14 protein-coding genes are annotated in these 15,678 nt (G+C 40.0%); 10 read left to right on the forward strand and 4 right to left on the reverse strand.

The genetic code is table 11. The annotated features are described in order from the left end of the window. The first annotated feature begins 188 nt into the window (after positions 1-188). The 7 genes from VB797_RS25305 (at position 189) to VB797_RS25335 (ending at position 9,069) form a co-directional block, all read left to right on the forward strand. On the forward strand, positions 189-1,793 hold the full coding sequence (locus VB797_RS25305; RefSeq protein ID WP_323240522.1) for a bifunctional pantoate--beta-alanine ligase/(d)CMP kinase: 1,605 nt from the start codon (positions 189-191) through the stop codon (positions 1,791-1,793). Between the two features lie 360 nt (positions 1,794-2,153). Continuing rightward, a complete protein-coding gene (gene sodN / locus VB797_RS25310; protein ID WP_323240523.1) occupies positions 2,154-2,627 on the forward strand; it encodes a superoxide dismutase, Ni in 474 nt (157 codons plus the stop codon). Positions 2,628-2,678: 51 nt separating this feature from the next. After that, complete coding sequence (sodX, locus tag VB797_RS25315; protein ID WP_323240524.1) at positions 2,679-3,020, forward strand: nickel-type superoxide dismutase maturation protease; 342 nt, start codon at positions 2,679-2,681, stop codon at positions 3,018-3,020. A gap of 31 nt (positions 3,021-3,051) precedes the next feature. Then, a complete protein-coding gene (locus tag VB797_RS25320) occupies positions 3,052-3,258 on the forward strand; it encodes a hypothetical protein (protein WP_323240525.1) in 207 nt (68 codons plus the stop codon). Positions 3,259-3,330: 72 nt separating this feature from the next. Continuing rightward, complete coding sequence (gene purM, locus VB797_RS25325; RefSeq protein ID WP_323240526.1) at positions 3,331-4,359, forward strand: phosphoribosylformylglycinamidine cyclo-ligase; 1,029 nt, start codon at positions 3,331-3,333, stop codon at positions 4,357-4,359. Positions 4,360-4,885: 526 nt separating this feature from the next. Then, positions 4,886-7,411: a response regulator gene (locus tag VB797_RS25330; RefSeq protein ID WP_323240527.1), complete on the forward strand. Its 2,526-nt coding sequence runs from the start codon at positions 4,886-4,888 to the stop codon at positions 7,409-7,411. Positions 7,412-8,382: 971 nt separating this feature from the next. Continuing rightward, on the forward strand, positions 8,383-9,069 hold the full coding sequence (locus tag VB797_RS25335; RefSeq protein WP_323240571.1) for a PHP domain-containing protein: 687 nt from the start codon (positions 8,383-8,385) through the stop codon (positions 9,067-9,069). 217 nt (positions 9,070-9,286) lie between these two features. Here the strand turns inward: VB797_RS25335 and VB797_RS25340 are convergent, their stop codons facing one another. Both VB797_RS25340 and VB797_RS25345 read right to left on the reverse strand, forming a co-directional pair. Next, a complete protein-coding gene (locus VB797_RS25340; protein ID WP_323240528.1) occupies positions 9,287-9,928 on the reverse strand; it encodes a Uma2 family endonuclease in 642 nt (213 codons plus the stop codon). Positions 9,929-10,022: 94 nt separating this feature from the next. Then, positions 10,023-10,604 (reverse strand): ACP phosphodiesterase, encoded by a 582-nt coding sequence (locus VB797_RS25345; protein WP_323240529.1) that lies wholly within the window; start codon positions 10,602-10,604, stop codon positions 10,023-10,025. Between the two features lie 133 nt (positions 10,605-10,737). Between VB797_RS25345 and VB797_RS25350 the strand changes: the two genes are divergently transcribed. The 3 genes from VB797_RS25350 (at position 10,738) to VB797_RS25360 (ending at position 13,905) form a co-directional block, all read left to right on the forward strand. Continuing rightward, complete coding sequence (locus VB797_RS25350) at positions 10,738-11,445, forward strand: M50 family metallopeptidase (protein WP_323240530.1); 708 nt, start codon at positions 10,738-10,740, stop codon at positions 11,443-11,445. Positions 11,446-11,563: 118 nt separating this feature from the next. Continuing rightward, complete coding sequence (locus VB797_RS25355; protein ID WP_323240531.1) at positions 11,564-12,370, forward strand: Rpn family recombination-promoting nuclease/putative transposase; 807 nt, start codon at positions 11,564-11,566, stop codon at positions 12,368-12,370. Between the two features lie 662 nt (positions 12,371-13,032). Further along, positions 13,033-13,905: a DUF5895 domain-containing protein gene (locus VB797_RS25360; protein ID WP_323240532.1), complete on the forward strand. Its 873-nt coding sequence runs from the start codon at positions 13,033-13,035 to the stop codon at positions 13,903-13,905. A 172-nt stretch (positions 13,906-14,077) separates the two neighbouring features. Here the strand turns inward: VB797_RS25360 and VB797_RS25365 are convergent, their stop codons facing one another. Next, entirely contained in the window at positions 14,078-15,340 is a 1,263-nt protein-coding gene (locus VB797_RS25365; protein ID WP_323240533.1) for an NAD(P)/FAD-dependent oxidoreductase, read from the reverse strand. A 44-nt stretch (positions 15,341-15,384) separates the two neighbouring features. Further along, on the reverse strand, positions 15,385-15,582 hold the full coding sequence (locus tag VB797_RS25370; RefSeq protein ID WP_323240534.1) for a hypothetical protein: 198 nt from the start codon (positions 15,580-15,582) through the stop codon (positions 15,385-15,387). Between the last annotated feature and the right edge of the window lie 96 nt (positions 15,583-15,678).

A 15,678-nucleotide genomic window follows, 5' to 3' on the forward strand; every position in this document is an offset into this window, starting at 1 on the left:
CCCCATCTCCCCATCTCCCCATCCCCCCATCCCCCCATCCCCCATCTCCCCATCCCCCCATCTCCTCTTCCCTATTCCCCATACCCTAAAATCATAAATTATCTTGAGATTCCTCTATTTAATACACTCTTTCCCCGAATTCGGATATAAACTAACGGGGGAAAGCTAGTGTAGATAGAGGTTTTTTTGTGCGCCTGTTGACAACGGTCGCAGCATTACGCTGCTATTTGAATAAACTCCGTTGGCGAATCTTGCCTTTGCATTCTGGTGAGCCACTACCCCATGAAATGACAACTCGCTTCCCAACAGCAGTAGGCTTGGTTCCCACAATGGGAGCTTTGCATCAGGGTCATTTGAGCTTGATTAAACGGGCGCGGCAGGAAAATGCTATAGTCATAGTTAGTATTTTTGTCAACCCCCTACAGTTTGGTCCTGATGAAGATTACGATCGCTATCCCCAATCTTTGGAACAAGATAAGCAATTCTGCCAAGAAGCTGGGGTAGATGCTATGTTTGTACCAAGTCCGGAAGAGATCGGAATTGCCCGGAAGAATATACAAGATTTAATTGTTACACAAGTTACTCCACCATCTGATATGATATCAGGCTTGTGTGGTCGTACTCGGCTAGGACATTTTCAGGGTGTGGTTACGATTGTTACCAAGCTTTTCAACTTGGTGCAGCCAGATCGAGCTTACTTTGGTCAAAAGGATGGTCAACAATTAGCCATTATTAAACGGCTAGTTAAGGATCTTAATTTTCCAGTAGAAATTGTCGCTTGTCCAATCATCAGGGAAGCGAATGGTCTTGCTTTAAGTTCCCGCAACCAATATTTAACTGCAAGTCAGAAACAGCAAGCAGCTGTTTTGTATCGTGGCTTGCAGAAAGCTCGTGCTGTTTTTCGCAGTGGAGTTCGTAAAAGTAACAAGCTGATTGATGCTGTTCTTCAAGAAATCGCAATGGTCAGTACTGTATCAGTGGAATATATTGAATTGATTGAACCAACTACGTTAATACCCTTAGATGAAATTCAGGAGGAAGGAATGATTGCGATCGCGGCTCATATTGGTCCGACACGAATCATTGACAATACCATTTTGCGCGATCGCCAACCGATAATCGCCATCGATGGACCCGCTGGTGCCGGTAAATCTACTGTAGCTCGTCAAGTTGCAGCTAAACTAGGACTAGTGTTTTTGGATACAGGTGCTATGTACCGTGCCGTGACGTGGCTGGTATTGCAAAAGGGAATTCAGTTAGATGATGATTGTGCGATCGCCGAGTTGGCAAGCTGCTGTCGAATTAAATTGATTCCGAGTGAAGACTTAAAATCGCCGGTGCGGGTTTGGATCGACGATATGGATGTTACTAATGAGATTCGGACGACCGAGGTAACATCAAAAGTATCGGCGATCGCAGCACAAAGTGCCGTGCGAAGCGCGTTGGTAAAACAACAGCAAAGCTGGGGTAAAAAAGGCGGTCTAGTTGCCGAAGGACGGGATATCGGTACTCAAGTTTTTCCCGATGCTGAGGTAAAAATCTTCTTGACTGCAACCGTTGCCGAACGCGCATCCCGCCGCCAGCAAGACAAGCAGAGACAAGGACAAGAGCCACTAAGTCTGGAAGAACTCGAACGCAGCATTGAAGAACGTGACTGGAAAGACAGTACCAGACTGGTTTCACCGCTCAGAAAAGCAGAAAATGCTATAGAAATAGTTACCGACGGTCTAACTATTGATGAAGTCACAAGCAGAATAGTCAACCTTTATCAACAGTGTTTGGCACATTTCTAATCCCCGCTAGCTTTTAACATCTATTTTCTGTAATCGGAGAATTTAACGACCAGTTTCTATTGTGGCATGATTATGAGGCTCTGTCATCCTTTACCGGAGATGGAGTTCTCAGATTATAGTTAGTACCATCCCACGGTGGTGACTCGGAGAATCATTTGGATATTTAATAGAGTTGAAAAGAAAAAATATCTTTATCGAAGGTTGCTTGGGTTACACAATAGCACTAAGCTAAATGGGGTAGGGGGGGATAGCTCCATTAAAATCAAGAGTTCTACACTATAACTTTTGCGTTAATCTGAGCTATATATTGCTTCCCCAAGTTATCTACAAACATCTCGATCGACCTTCTTCGGAAAAACCATGTTCAAAAAAATTGCTCAAAAGCTAAAATCTAATTTTCCTGCACCACAGGTAAGCGCTCACTGCGACGGACCTTGCGGAGTTTATGACCCTTCTTCTGCCCGAATTACAGCAGAAGCAGTAGTCTCCATGACTAAAAAAATCATGGATTTACAGCATCCAGAGATTGGTGACAAAGCATCAATGATTGCTTACCACAACACTTTATCTCGTTTCGTTGCGATCAAAGAAGAACAAGCTCAAAAAACCAAAGAAGACTTATTAATTCTTTGGACAGATTATTTCAAGCCAGTACACCTCGAAAAGTATCCAGACCTACACGACACCTTCTGGAAAGCAGCAAAACTTTGCTCCGCTTGTAAAGTAGAAGTTAACATCGATCACGCAAACGAATTAATGGAAGCCGTACATAAAATTCATAATATGTTCTGGGCAACCAAAGACCGTGATGTTTCTTGGTACAAAGCTAGCTAAGATATCCAAAATTGTTTCATAGCAGTCGAGACGATATTGGCCGAATAAGCAATGGAGGAACTACAAACAGCCTTAAAATTGCTACAGTTACTTCTAGGAATGCGGAAAAGATTGCGCGTTAGCGGTTTTTCTATGCTTCCAGAGTTTCAGCCAGCAGAGGAAATATTATTTAATCCCAAAGCTTATCGGCGAAAGTTACCAAAGGTAGGTGATATCGTAGTAGCACGACATCCCTATCAAACAACACAAATAATCAAAAGAGTGGCTGTAGTGCTAGAAGATGGTTCTTGTTTTCTTACAGGAGACAATCCCTCTGCAAGTACTGACAGCCGCTCTTACGGTTTTATTCCCCTTAATAAAATTCTTGGTAAAGTTACGTCGAAGTTTCCTTAACAATAATCAATTAACAATAATCAATTATTAAATGAATAGCACCGAACTTGCACAATATATTGAAGCGACTCAAAGTATTTCTAAACCTTGGTTGTTAGTACAGTTACGACTCCTTAAATTAGAAGAGAGTCGAGCCGTACTTTCAGAAAACGAATATGCTGAAAATCTCCAAGATATCCACCAAGATTTAATGAATTTAGGTGAATGGTGGGTTGGTATCGAAGATAAAGTATTTTGACGGCAAATAAAATAAATAATTAACTAACACTATTAAGAATTAATATTTAGTAACTGATTACTGTTCAATGAAATGGATTATCGGGATGCAGGGGTTGATGTTGAAGCTGGACGCGATTTTGTCGGTCAAATTCGCAATTTGGTTCACAGCACTTTTAGAAAGGAAGTAATTGGTGGATTGGGTGGTTTTGGAGGTTGTTTCGAGTTACCCGCAGGTTATAAGCAACCTGTTTTAGTTTCGGGTACCGATGGTGTAGGAACAAAGTTGAAAATCGCCAATATTCTCAACCGTCACGATACTGTCGGTATAGATTTGGTGGCTATGTGCGTTAACGATGTGCTGACATCAGGTGCAGAACCGTTATTCTTTTTGGATTATTTAGCAACTGGTAAACTAAATCCCGAGCAGTTAACTCAAGTGGTTGCAGGTGTTGCTTCTGGTTGCAAACAAGCGGGTTGCGCTTTATTAGGAGGAGAAACCGCTGAAATGCCGGGGTTTTACCAAGTGGGAGAATATGACTTGGCTGGCTTTTGTGTGGGAATAGTCGAGAAAAGTCAGATGCTTGATGGAAGTCTTTTGCAAGTCGGAGATGTTGCGATCGCGCTCGCTAGTTCTGGGGTACACAGCAACGGCTTTAGTTTGGTCAGAAAAATTATTAGCGATAAAGGATTAAGTTGGGACGATACCCCAAGTTTATTTAATGGTAAATCTTTAGGCGAAACTTTTTTGACACCGACACGCATCTACGTCAAATCAATATTAGCAGCGCAAAAAGCCGGTTTGGAAATCCACGCAATGGCTCACATTACAGGTGGTGGATTACCGGAAAATTTACCCAGGTGTTTGGGGGAAGGAAAATCTTTAGAAATTAAAACCAATAGCTGGACAATTCCACCCGTGTTTGAATGGTTAGCGCAAGTCGGTGATGTTAATTCGAGTGCTATGTATAATACCTTCAATATGGGAATTGGTTTTGTTGTACTAGTTCCACCGTTACAAGCACAGCAAACGATTAGCTTTTTTGAATCTCAGGATATTCCAGCTTATAACATTGGTGAAGTAATTTCTGGGAATGGAGAATTGATTGGGTTGCCGGATTGAAGTTATCTTGCTCCTGGTATCAGTCATGCTATATCTACCCTGAATGGGGATTATCGCTGATACTGGTGGTGCGTTTTTACCTAGTACTCCACCACATAAGTTTTAAGTGGTAATCGGAAATATCTAAAATTCTCTTCTCCCCCCTCTCCCCACACTTCCCCCTCTCCCCCTCTCTCCCATCCTGTCCTCACCCGTCAAAGTTGGTGTGACAGACTACTAGTCTCTATCAACTTGATTTCCTTTCGGGTATTTTCAAAAATAAAAACGATTTTCAACAATACGTTAATCAGTTGCCTGAGTATGCCAATGCTTATATTTTGGTGAAGAAATAGATAAATGCGACAATATCGGTGTAACTTAATCCAAGTTTGAATTTATCTCAATCGCTCGTACAGACACCGTAGGGGCATGATACATCCTGCCCTGAGAATACCGTAAAATAATGAAAAGTTTTTGCGAAAGTTGAGCAATTCCTGTAATAATTATGTTTTTTGATAAATATCCTGGTGGGCATCCATTAAAAAAAATGCAGAATCAACGCGATTTTGGAACTCAAATCCCCAATATCTTGGATAATTATCACTCAATGGAATGGAACATTCCAGAAGTTGCCACGGGAATGGTGTTTCATCTTGCGGACGGTACGATTCAAGCTTGTAATGCAGCAGCAGAGAGTATCCTCGGGTTTACGCTGGCGCAAATGCTCTCTAGCACGTCGCTTGACCACCTCTGGCAAACCATTCAAGAGGATGGGTCGCAATTTCCAGGGGATGCTCATCCAGCAATAGTAGCACTCCGAACTGGTCAACCCGTTGTTGGTGTTGTCATGGGGGTTTATCAACCGAATGGTAATTTGATTTGGCTAAAAATTAATGCCTACCCGTTGTTTCAAGTCCACAATCCAACTCCTTGGGCAGCTGTGGCAATGTTCACGGATGTGACGTTACAAAAAGGCGTGCAGGCTGAATCGGCAATTCCTAGCTTGCTGTCTCAAAACGAGCCACAGACCCGAACGGTCTTGGTAATGGAAGATTGTGCGGAAGACCGAGAGATGTATTGCCGATATTTACATGAGGATACGCATCACACTTATAGGATTTTAGAGGCGGAGACTGGAGATGCGGGGCTAGAAATTTGCCGAACGACTCAACTAGATATTATTTTATTGGACTATCGCCTCCCAGATTACGAAGGGTTGGAATTTATAGCAGCACTGCACGCTCAATCAAACGGTTATCTTCCCCCCATAATTGTTGTAACTGGGCAAGGCAATGAAGCGATCGCAGTTCAGTTATTGAAAACTGGCGCAAAGGATTATTTAATTAAGGGACAGCTTTCGGCACATGAATTGCGGTGTGCTGTGAACCATGCCATCAAAAATGCTCAATTAGAAAACCAACTTCAAGAGTTTGTCGAGAAAGAGCGTCTCTTTAACCAAATTGCTCAACGTACTGCACACCGCTTGGAAGAATCGCAGGAACGGTTACAATTGGGTGTTAAAGTTGCAGGAGTTGCGCTTGCTAAATTCGATTACGCCTCAAATAACGTCGAACTATCACCAGAAGCCGCTACTTTATTTGGATTACCCACCTCGCAATTAGTCGTCTCACGTTCGCAGATTCATGCGACGTTCCACCCAGAGGAACATGATGAATTGCTTGAGATTATTGAGCAGGTTTTAGACCCAAGGGGTACAGGTTGGTTTGCCCGCGACCATCGCGTTGTTTGGGAAACAGGCGAAGTTCGATGGCTTACCGTTCGCAAACAGGTCTTTTTTGACCGAATGGGGGCATCTGGGCGACCTATCTATGCAATTTTGGCAGCACTTGATATTACCGAACGCAAACAAGCGGATTTAGAACGAGAACACTTACTGAAAAAGGAACAAGCGGCACGTGCAGAAGCAGAACAAGCCAACCGAATTAAGGACGAATTCTTAGCGGTGCTGTCCCATGAATTACGCTCGCCGCTTAATCCCATTCTCGGTTGGGCAAAGCTTTTGCAACAGCGCAAGTTAGATGAAACTCGAACTAAGGATGCGCTGGCTACGATTCAACGTAATGCCGAACTGCAAGCGCAATTGATTGAAGACCTGCTGGATATTTCCCGAATTATGCGAGGCAAGCTTACCCTAACTGCCGCGCCTGTCAGTTTAAGGTTGGTGATTTCTGCTGCCTTAGAAACAGTGCAATTAGCGGCAGATACTAAAAATATTCAAATTAATCTAGTACTTCCCGATAGTCCGATACTAGTAAATGGGGATGCGGGACGGTTGCAACAGGTAGTTTGGAATTTACTTTCCAATGCTGTCAAATTTACGGACAATGGGGGGCAAGTTCACATTCATCTGACACAGGTCGATAATTATGCACAAATTCAAATTATTGATACCGGCAAGGGGATAAATCCTGAGTTCTTGCCTTATATATTTGAACATTTCCGCCAGGAAGATGGGGCTACGACGCGAAAATTTGGTGGCTTAGGATTGGGACTTGCGATCGCACGTCAAATTGTCGAGTTGCATGGTGGCAGGATTGGGGTAGACAGTGCGGGAATAGGTCAGGGAGCAACTTTTACCGTTCAGTTTCCATTGCTTCGGGATAATTCCCAAATTCCTGATGAGGAAATGACCTGTGTTGTACTACAATCAAATATTACCCCGTTAGCTAACATTCGCATTCTGGTTGTGGATGATGATGTCGATGCCTGTGACTTTTTAGCGTTTTTGTTACGGGAAAGTGGAGCAAATGTCACTGTTACCGCATCTGCCTTGGAAGCGTTGCAAACCTTGGAACAAAGCCGGTTTGATGTTTTGCTCAGTGATATTGGAATGCCGGAGATGGATGGTTATACGTTCATCCAAACAATTCGCGGGCAAATTACCCAACCATACTATCAAATTCCGGCCATTGCTTTGACTGCCTATGCGGGAGAATGGGATTGTCAGCTAGCTATATCTGCTGGTTTCCAACATCACGTTGCGAAGCCGATTGATGAAAATAGAGTTATTACTTTGATTACTCAATTAGTGCAGCGGAAGGTTGAGGAATAGGGAGTAGTCAGTTTTAGGAATTTGACCTCTAGAAAATTTATTAGAGTCGGTTTATTCAGATTTATGCAATATTTCTGAATTATCGTCAAAAAAGATATAAGTAAATATAGGACTTACGCAACTGGCACATTTTTTTGTAGGGGAGGCAAAAAGCGGTGTAGATAATCTTCCCGCTTTATTGCCGTTGCTGTGAGACAATGATAGATTTTTAACGGAATAATAAGGTTTTTGATGTCACGCACCATCCGAGTCTTGTGACAATCGCGTAAGTCCTGAAATATTCAACTACGCTTACAAGATACAAAAAAATCAGCAGATGAAATGGGTGTATAGTTAAGCAAGCGATAAGAGAATAAAGATAAATCTTAAATATAAAAGTGAATTTTAAATCGGTGAGGTACATTTATCGTCCCTTCCAACAGAAACCCATCTAATCTTTGATAATCGTATATTTTTTTTAATACGGGCGATTTCAGTTTTTTCTGCGTCACTTAGTTCCGGTAAATCTTGTATCCACTCAGTGAAAAAATTCTCATCCTCCACTTGATACAAATTGCAGCGTATTTGAAGGTCTTTAAAAGTTTTAATCTTAACAGTTACTGCTAAGCTGAAAGCTATTCCTGTAAATAGTGTCTATATTTACAGCAAAGTTTTCTCATACATATTTTTCAATAAAAAACACACTGTATATTCCTGTATACAGTATTTTTACTTGTTGCAAAATGGAGACAATAGCGCTTAATTACTTAGGTAATAAGAATTAATTATCACTGCAATATTGACAAATCATCTAAAATACTCGTGACCATAAACATTAAAATTTGCTAAGTTAGTCTTAACATATTGAAAAACTTTGCTAAAAACCCGCAAAAAGTTAATGCCAAAACAAATCCGGAATATTAATGTTTTCCGGACTACAGGTGTTGCTGGGTGGAGTGTTAAGCATAAATAATTTTACACAAGAAAAGGCTATGGTTGTGAATTTTGCCCGTACTTGTGCTTCTAAGACGCTTTTAAAAGAAGTATTCCAGAGTTTAGACGCACAAAGTTGTCCGAATAATTATAACTTTCATATGCATACTGTATATTCTGATGGTAAAATGCAGCCTTCAGAATTAATGCAGCAGGCAATTAACATTGGTTTGAAAGGACTTGCAGTTACTGACCATCACAGTACGGATGGTTATCAAGCTGCTCAAAAATGGTTGGAAGATTGGAAATGGAATAACCAGGGTGCGGATGCACCTTATTTGTGGAGTGGTGTGGAAATCAACGCTAATTTGTTAAATGTGGAAGTTCACATTTTAGGTTATGCATTTGAGCCACAACATCCGAGTATACAGCCCTATACTCATAGAACACCAGTTACAGGTTCCGAATATGAAGCTGTGAACGTAATTGCTGCAATTCAGGAAGCTGGAGGAATAGCGGTACTTGCTCATCCAGCACGTTATAAAAGAAGCCATTTTGACTTGATTCCTGCTGCTGCGGAATTGGGTATCGATGGAGTGGAAAGCTTTTATGCTTATAACAATCCTAAACCTTGGAAACCAAGTCCAACGCGATCGCAACAAATACAGCAATTAGCTGCACAATACGGTTTGTATAGTACTTGCGGTACCGATACCCACGGTTTAAGTCTACTTCAGCGGTTATAGAAAACGAGAAATGGTTAATAATTAGCAATTGGTTGTTAAGCTGTTACGCATTTAATTTGTATAATACTAGCGAGCAAGATGCATGTCCTTACGGACACGCTGCGCTACCGCACTACAATATTTTCAGGTTTTCCTGTTATACAATTTAGCTGCACATCAGCTTAGTAGCTAGGATTAAGAACTAACAACTAACAACTTCCGACTATCTTTGTTTTTATTATTTTTGAAATTCTGATAACAACCAAGCAATAACTTGACTGTGATTCATTTGACGAGAGCGACGAAAAGCTTCTTCAAAAATTAAAATATTTAAACCTGGTAATATCTGAGATTGAGTAATTCGGCGACTACCATTATTTTCGATCAAAAAAGCGATAATTTGCACGTTTTTTACGTCTACAATCCAATATTCATCTACACCTAACTCTTCATAAAGCAAACGTTTTTCCCCTTTATCATCAGCTAAAGAGGTATTAGCAACTTCAATTACCAAATTCGGTGCTGGAAACTCGTCAAGATTAATTATAGAAGTTCCATAAGGAATTGCATCGGCATTATCTCCAATGTAGTAAGAAACATCAGGTTGCGAATCTTTACAGCCAGTTTTACGAAAAGTACAGTTATCTTTCCCATTCATCGGAATACCTTTGATAGCTGCGTAGTTGCTAGCAGCCAAGATGACCAGCGTATGGTCTTGCGAATGGTCGTTTCCTAATGCCGACATTTCAATCCTCATTCTACCGTTGTAGTAGTAACCCTTCGCTTTTTCATAAGCAGGATTTTCGATTATTTGGATATATTCATCCCAAGATGCTGTTACCCAAGTGTCAGTTGGTATTTTTGTCTGTAAATTGCTCATGATTGATTTGAGCCGATAATGATTTACTTTATTATGACAGTGGAATTTATTGGCGATCGCAATTCTACAAAGCTACGTAATATTCTCCGACTGATTACTGCTCACTGCTCACTGTTAACGTATAATCGATTAATTCTGGGAAAAACTTAGAAAAATCAGTTTGCAGTTGCTGATAGTTAAGAAATAATTCTTCGACTCCACCAGATAAATTATTTTTTCTTTTTATTCTGCGAGAAATTTCGTTTATAGCTTGATCGATTGTAGAATTTTCTTTATACGACCCTAACCAATCATAAGTAATCATATCTGGAAGAATACGTTTTAATCGTTCGGGAAGTATACTTTTACTTTGTTGTAATACTTGATAAACATTATTTGTAAAATCACTAAGGGAAATACTGGAATAATCCAACCAACTTTTAGCTAAAAAATGGTCGTAAAATACATCAATCATGATTCCAGAAAATCTACTTCTATTAACGCTAATCAGCCTTTTACTTGACCGAAATACGGGATGCGAGTCAGTGTAAGTATCTATTTTTCTATGCAAATAAATACCCTTAATTATTCCTTGAGAATAAATATCTATCGAACCTTTGACAAAATCTCCCAAAAGATTTCCGATTAAAGATTCTGTCGTACCTTCTGATAGAAATAAATGAGCTAGATAATTCATCTGTACTGCGTGGTGCCGTAGATATTTGATACAATGTAATGCTTCTAACTTTAATTATTCAGCAAGCAATATTATAAAGTAATTAGGGAAAATAGATAAGTTAATCGTTTCATTAAGTTTAGAAAAATTATTTATGAATCAGAGCGATTTAGTATTGTATGACCGAATGGGATTAACTTTATTAATTGCAATTGCCTTCGCTACCGGAATTCTATGGCAAATTCCAGGAGGTAAAATAATTCTTTATCCCTTAACTTTACTATCAACCTGGTATCACGAGATGGCACATGGCTTGATGGCTGTACTTTTAGGAGCTAATTTCAAGAAACTAGAGATTTTCGCGAATGGAAATGGACTAGCTCGGTATGAATATCGGGGTTCCCTATTTTTAGGAAGAATTGGTCAAGTACTTGTTTCTGCTGCTGGTCCTATGGGACCTCCGATTGTTGGTGCTGGTTTTATTTTGGCTTCTCGTGATTTACAAATAGCTCAAAATATATTAGTGATTTTGGGTATCTTTATGTTAGTTTCAGTTGTCATTTGGGTCAGAACTGGAATTGGAATTTTAGTTATTTCTTTCTTAGGTTTAATAATTTTAGGAATTGGATTGGAAGCATCTCCACAATTAAAAGTTTTTCTAATTCAGTTTCTTGGTGTACAAGCTTGTATCAGTACGTTCCGCGATTTTAATTATGTTTTTAGTTATTGCGGAGGTCATTCTGATACCGCTCAAATTGCTAAAATTTTGATTTTACCCCATTGGTTTTGGGGAATTTTGATTACAAGTTCATCTCTTTTTCTGTTAATGCAAAGTCTTCGGATTGCTTATTTTTCCAAGTAATTAGCAATAAAATTTATTAACTTCTCAACCAAGTTATTTTATAAAAATATAGAGAGAAATAATTAATCATACAAGCCGGGTACCCATACTAAAATAACTTTTAACAAGTGGTGCCGTTATGTTTGATAATCTCTGCAAATTCTTAGTCGAAAACTTTCCCAATGATTTTGCTTCTTGGTTATTAGGAGAACCAGTAACTTTAACTGAGTTAAGCCCTAAAGAACTTTCTTTGGAACCAATTCGCGCTGATGCTCTGATTTTGAGACAGTCATCCGAACTAATCTTACACGCTGAATTTCAAACTCAACCAGATGTAAAAATTCCCTTCCGGATGGCTGACTATCGTTTGCGGGGATATCGTCGTTTTCCCCAGAAACGAATGCGTCAAGTGGTGATTTATCTCAGAAAAACCAACTCCGAAGAAGTTTACAAAACTACATTTGAGCTTGAAGAAACCTTGCATCGTTTCCAAGTCATCCGTCTTTGGGAACAACCGACAGAAATATTTTTGCGAACTCCCGGTTTGCTTCCATTTGCGGTTTTGAGTAATGCTGAAAGTAAAATTGAAACTTTGCAGGAAGTCGCAACTAGAATCGAGAACATCAGCGATAAACAAATTCAAACCGATGTAGCTGCATCTACATTTATTCTGGCTGGGCTAGTATTGAAACAAGAGGATATTCAACGTTTACTGAGGAGAGATATTATGCGCGAGTCAGTAACTTATCAATTGTTAGTGGATGAAGGTAAAGCCGAAGGTAAAGCCGAAGGTAGAGCCGAAGGTAAAGCCCAAGGTAGTCAAGAAACTGCTCGAACAATTGCCGTTAATCTTCTTAAAGAAGGACTTGCGATTGATTTAATTGCGAAAACTACTGGATTAACGGTTGAACAAGTGCAGCAATTACAAAGCGAGCAATCTGAGTAAATACTTTTGAGTTGTATTTTTTATGAAATTTCCAGCGTGTTTAGTATCCGCTGGTTTTTTTATGAGAAATTTTTGGCGATAGGCAAAGCCGATACCGGGACGGTGTATCGCTACAGCGACACCACACGAGATTTGTTACCAGCTTCTGATGCTGAAGAAGGCTTGTATGTCTTCTCCTAACTTTTAACTAAAAAAGTATCTTTAAGTTAAAATACTTAATAATTAAATATAATGTTATAAATATAACTAATTTATTGAAACTAAATTATTAGTCCATTTTAATGGACTAATGCTTTGAGACTGGGAATTGTATTCCCAGGCGGATACAGAAAAAGTCTAATAATCTGTATTTACTTCGTATGTTTTAAGACTAACGTTCTAAATAATTAAATATTTCAAAGCACCCAACTCCGATCCAAATAATACATTGAATATGAAGTTCTTGTTAAAAACTGCTTCAGATAGATGCGTAATGTCCCTCCGGAATGATAAATAAATAATAATTGACTTTATTAAATCACTTTAATTGATTCTCGGTTGCAGCGAATTGCGGCATTTATTTGCCTCCAAATACCTAATTCCACTCCTCGCACTTAAATTTTTTACATTCTACTCAACCGAGTCAAATTCCCAAATACAAAATCGACAACCGCGCATTTACGATGAAAGCATCTGCAAAATTCGACTTTGAAGACGAGAAGTTCAACGCACCACCTTCTCGTGTTATTCCTTGGTGTCAAATGATTAATCCGAGACATGGCACCGATGGCGTAACATCCTACGGTTTAGCAATTAAGCTAGATAATGCTCGTGCTATCGGCTTTGTACCGGATGAAAATTGGCAGCAGGTAGAACACGAATTTAGTTCGGGAGTGGAAACAGTTTGTCTTACCACCACGCCAAATATAGTTATAGTCCGTCGAGGTCCTTTATCAGTCAAAGATCGCGAAACAGGAGCGAAGTTAGGAACTCTTAAAGATAATTATGATGCTTTTAAAGAGGACAAACTTAAATTTAAAACTTTTACTCGCTATCTAATATTTTTGGTCGGAGAAGATAATAGTTTTTTACATGAATTACCTTTGCAATTAACTTTGAATGGTGCGGCTGGAGCGAGTTTTAGTAAAGCTTACTGCGAGTATCAGCAGGGTAAACCAAGTTCGGGATTTGTGACCGAATTAGAAAGAGCTTATGCAGGATACCGCAGACAAGCCGTAACCCCAAAAGGTCCGTTATTTCACGCTCACGGTATTTTTTCCCCGATCGTTGAATGTGAAGAAAGAGGAATTGCCACAAATACGGTTTTGGTTGCTGCAACAGTAGACTACAAACATCCCACAGTTTCCACATTAACCAAATATTTGATTGCTTCAGACTCAAAAGAATCTGCACTAATTTCCAAAACCTTTGAAGAATACAAAGATTTTGCCAAAGAACCAGTAAAAACAGAAACTCCGCGTCCAATGGCAGTTGCTGGGGTTTCTAACTCTTACGTTTACCCAGACGAAGAGGATTTTGGATATCCACCCTACTAAGGGATGGGGGGATGGGGGGATGGGGAGATGGGGGGACAAGGGGACAAGGGGATAAGGGGACAAGGGGACAAGGAGACAAGGGGAAATAATTATTATTAATTCCTAATTCCTAACTCCTAACTCCTAACTCCTAACTCCTAACTCCTAACTCCTAACTCCTAACTCCTAACTCCTAACTCCTAATTCCTAATTCCTGACCCATTGCTAAGCCTGCTAAATACGCGGTTGTCCAAGCGCTTTGGAAGTTAAAGCCGCCGGTAATACCATCGATATCAAGGATTTCTCCGGCAAAGTAAAGTCCTTTTACCAAACGGCTTTCCATTGTTTTGAAATTGACTTCTTTGAGTTTAATTCCGCCGCAGGTCACAAATTCGTCTTTAAAAACTCCTTTACCACCGATCGCAAATTGTCCGCTCGTTAGTTCCTGTACTAATTTGTTTAAATCTTTTTTTAGTAACTCAGCCCAGCGTGTTTCTCTGTCAATACCAGCGCGGGATATGAGATACTGCCATAGACGATGCGGTAATTTTGTGCCTCGATGTAAGGCGATCGCTCTTTTCCCATATTCGCTTTTGATCTGTACTAGTTCTTTTCGCAGTTGATCTTGATTAAAATCTGGCAGCCAATTAATAGTAACGGTTGCTTTGTAACCCGATTCGTGGAATATTCTCGCACCCCAAGCCGAAAGTTTCAACACTGCTGGTCCGCTTAAGCCCCAATGAGTAATTAGTAATGGTCCCGATTGTTCTAGCTGGGGTTTTCCTGGTACTGATAAACGTAGCTGTACCGGGTCAACGCTCACACCAGCTAATTCTCGCAATTCTTGATCCAAAATATTGAACGTAAATAAAGAAGGAACTGTTGGTTCAACCTGATGACCTAGCTGTTTGGCAATTCTGTAACCTACAGGATTGCTACCAGTTGCCAGCAATAATTTATCACAGCGCAATATTTCCCCGGATTTGAGTAAAATTTCAAATCTATTACCGTCTTCTGAGGCTTCTAATTCAGGATTCACCCAAACCACAGGTTCACCCGTGCGAATTTGGACGCGATAAGCTAAAGCGGTTTTGATCAAACAATCTACAATTGTTTCCGAACTATCAGTAGTGGGAAACATTCTTCCATCAGCTTCAGTTTTTAACTTTACTCCTTCAGAAGCGAACCAATTTACAGTATCTTGGGCTTGAAAACGAGAAAAAGCACCTAATAAAGCTTTTGAACCTCTAGGATAATTTTGGATAAAACTTTTCGGCTCGAAAAGAGCGTGAGTGACATTACAGCGTCCCCCACCGGAAATACGAACCTTTGCCAGTAGTTGACGACTTGCTTCGAGTAAGATTACAGAAGCATTCTCATTACTTTTAGCCGCTGCTATAGCCGCAAAAAAACCCGCAGCCCCACCGCCAACAATTACAATTTTTAATGGTTGCAACTTCCGAACTATTTATATACTTCTTTTATAGAATAAGACGACTACTAAAAACGTAACCATTTTTTTTGCACATAGCTCAGAATCCCAAACGCGATCGCAGCCAAAAATAACAGCAAAATAACTCCCCCAGGAACAAAAGTCAGGATACCTAAACCCCTAAGTACCCATACCGCGATCGCAATCCCCAGAAACATCCCAAAAGCTTGGATTAATCTTTGATTCAACTTAGATGATTGGCTCACCTCATATTCCTCTTAAATCAACAGTAGTTGTGTCATTCTAGCCGTTCAAAGGTTAAAGGTTGAAGGTCAAAGGTCAAATTATTCCTCACTCCTAAC

Origin of the sequence: Rivularia sp. UHCC 0363, from assembly GCF_034931125.1 — a bacterium.
In the GTDB taxonomy this organism is placed as follows: domain Bacteria; phylum Cyanobacteriota; class Cyanobacteriia; order Cyanobacteriales; family Nostocaceae; genus Rivularia.

Excerpts from the sequence above, each read along its gene's own strand:
- VB797_RS25330 (WP_323240527.1), top strand. The coding sequence starts at position 4,886 with ATGCAGAATCAACGCGATTTTGGAACTCAAATCCCCAATATCTTGGAT.
- VB797_RS25320 (WP_323240525.1), top strand. The coding sequence starts at position 3,052 with ATGAATAGCACCGAACTTGCACAATATATTGAAGCGACTCAAAGTATT.
- sodX (WP_323240524.1), top strand. The coding sequence starts at position 2,679 with ATGGAGGAACTACAAACAGCCTTAAAATTGCTACAGTTACTTCTAGGA.
- VB797_RS25340 (WP_323240528.1), bottom strand. The coding sequence starts at position 9,928 with ATGAGCAATTTACAGACAAAAATACCAACTGACACTTGGGTAACAGCA.
- VB797_RS25335 (WP_323240571.1), top strand. The coding sequence starts at position 8,383 with ATGGTTGTGAATTTTGCCCGTACTTGTGCTTCTAAGACGCTTTTAAAA.
- VB797_RS25355 (WP_323240531.1), top strand. The coding sequence starts at position 11,564 with ATGTTTGATAATCTCTGCAAATTCTTAGTCGAAAACTTTCCCAATGAT.
- VB797_RS25350 (WP_323240530.1), top strand. The coding sequence starts at position 10,738 with ATGAATCAGAGCGATTTAGTATTGTATGACCGAATGGGATTAACTTTA.
- VB797_RS25360 (WP_323240532.1), top strand. The coding sequence starts at position 13,033 with ATGAAAGCATCTGCAAAATTCGACTTTGAAGACGAGAAGTTCAACGCA.
- sodN (WP_323240523.1), top strand. The coding sequence starts at position 2,154 with ATGTTCAAAAAAATTGCTCAAAAGCTAAAATCTAATTTTCCTGCACCA.
- VB797_RS25345 (WP_323240529.1), bottom strand. The coding sequence starts at position 10,604 with ATGAATTATCTAGCTCATTTATTTCTATCAGAAGGTACGACAGAATCT.
- purM (WP_323240526.1), top strand. The coding sequence starts at position 3,331 with ATGGATTATCGGGATGCAGGGGTTGATGTTGAAGCTGGACGCGATTTT.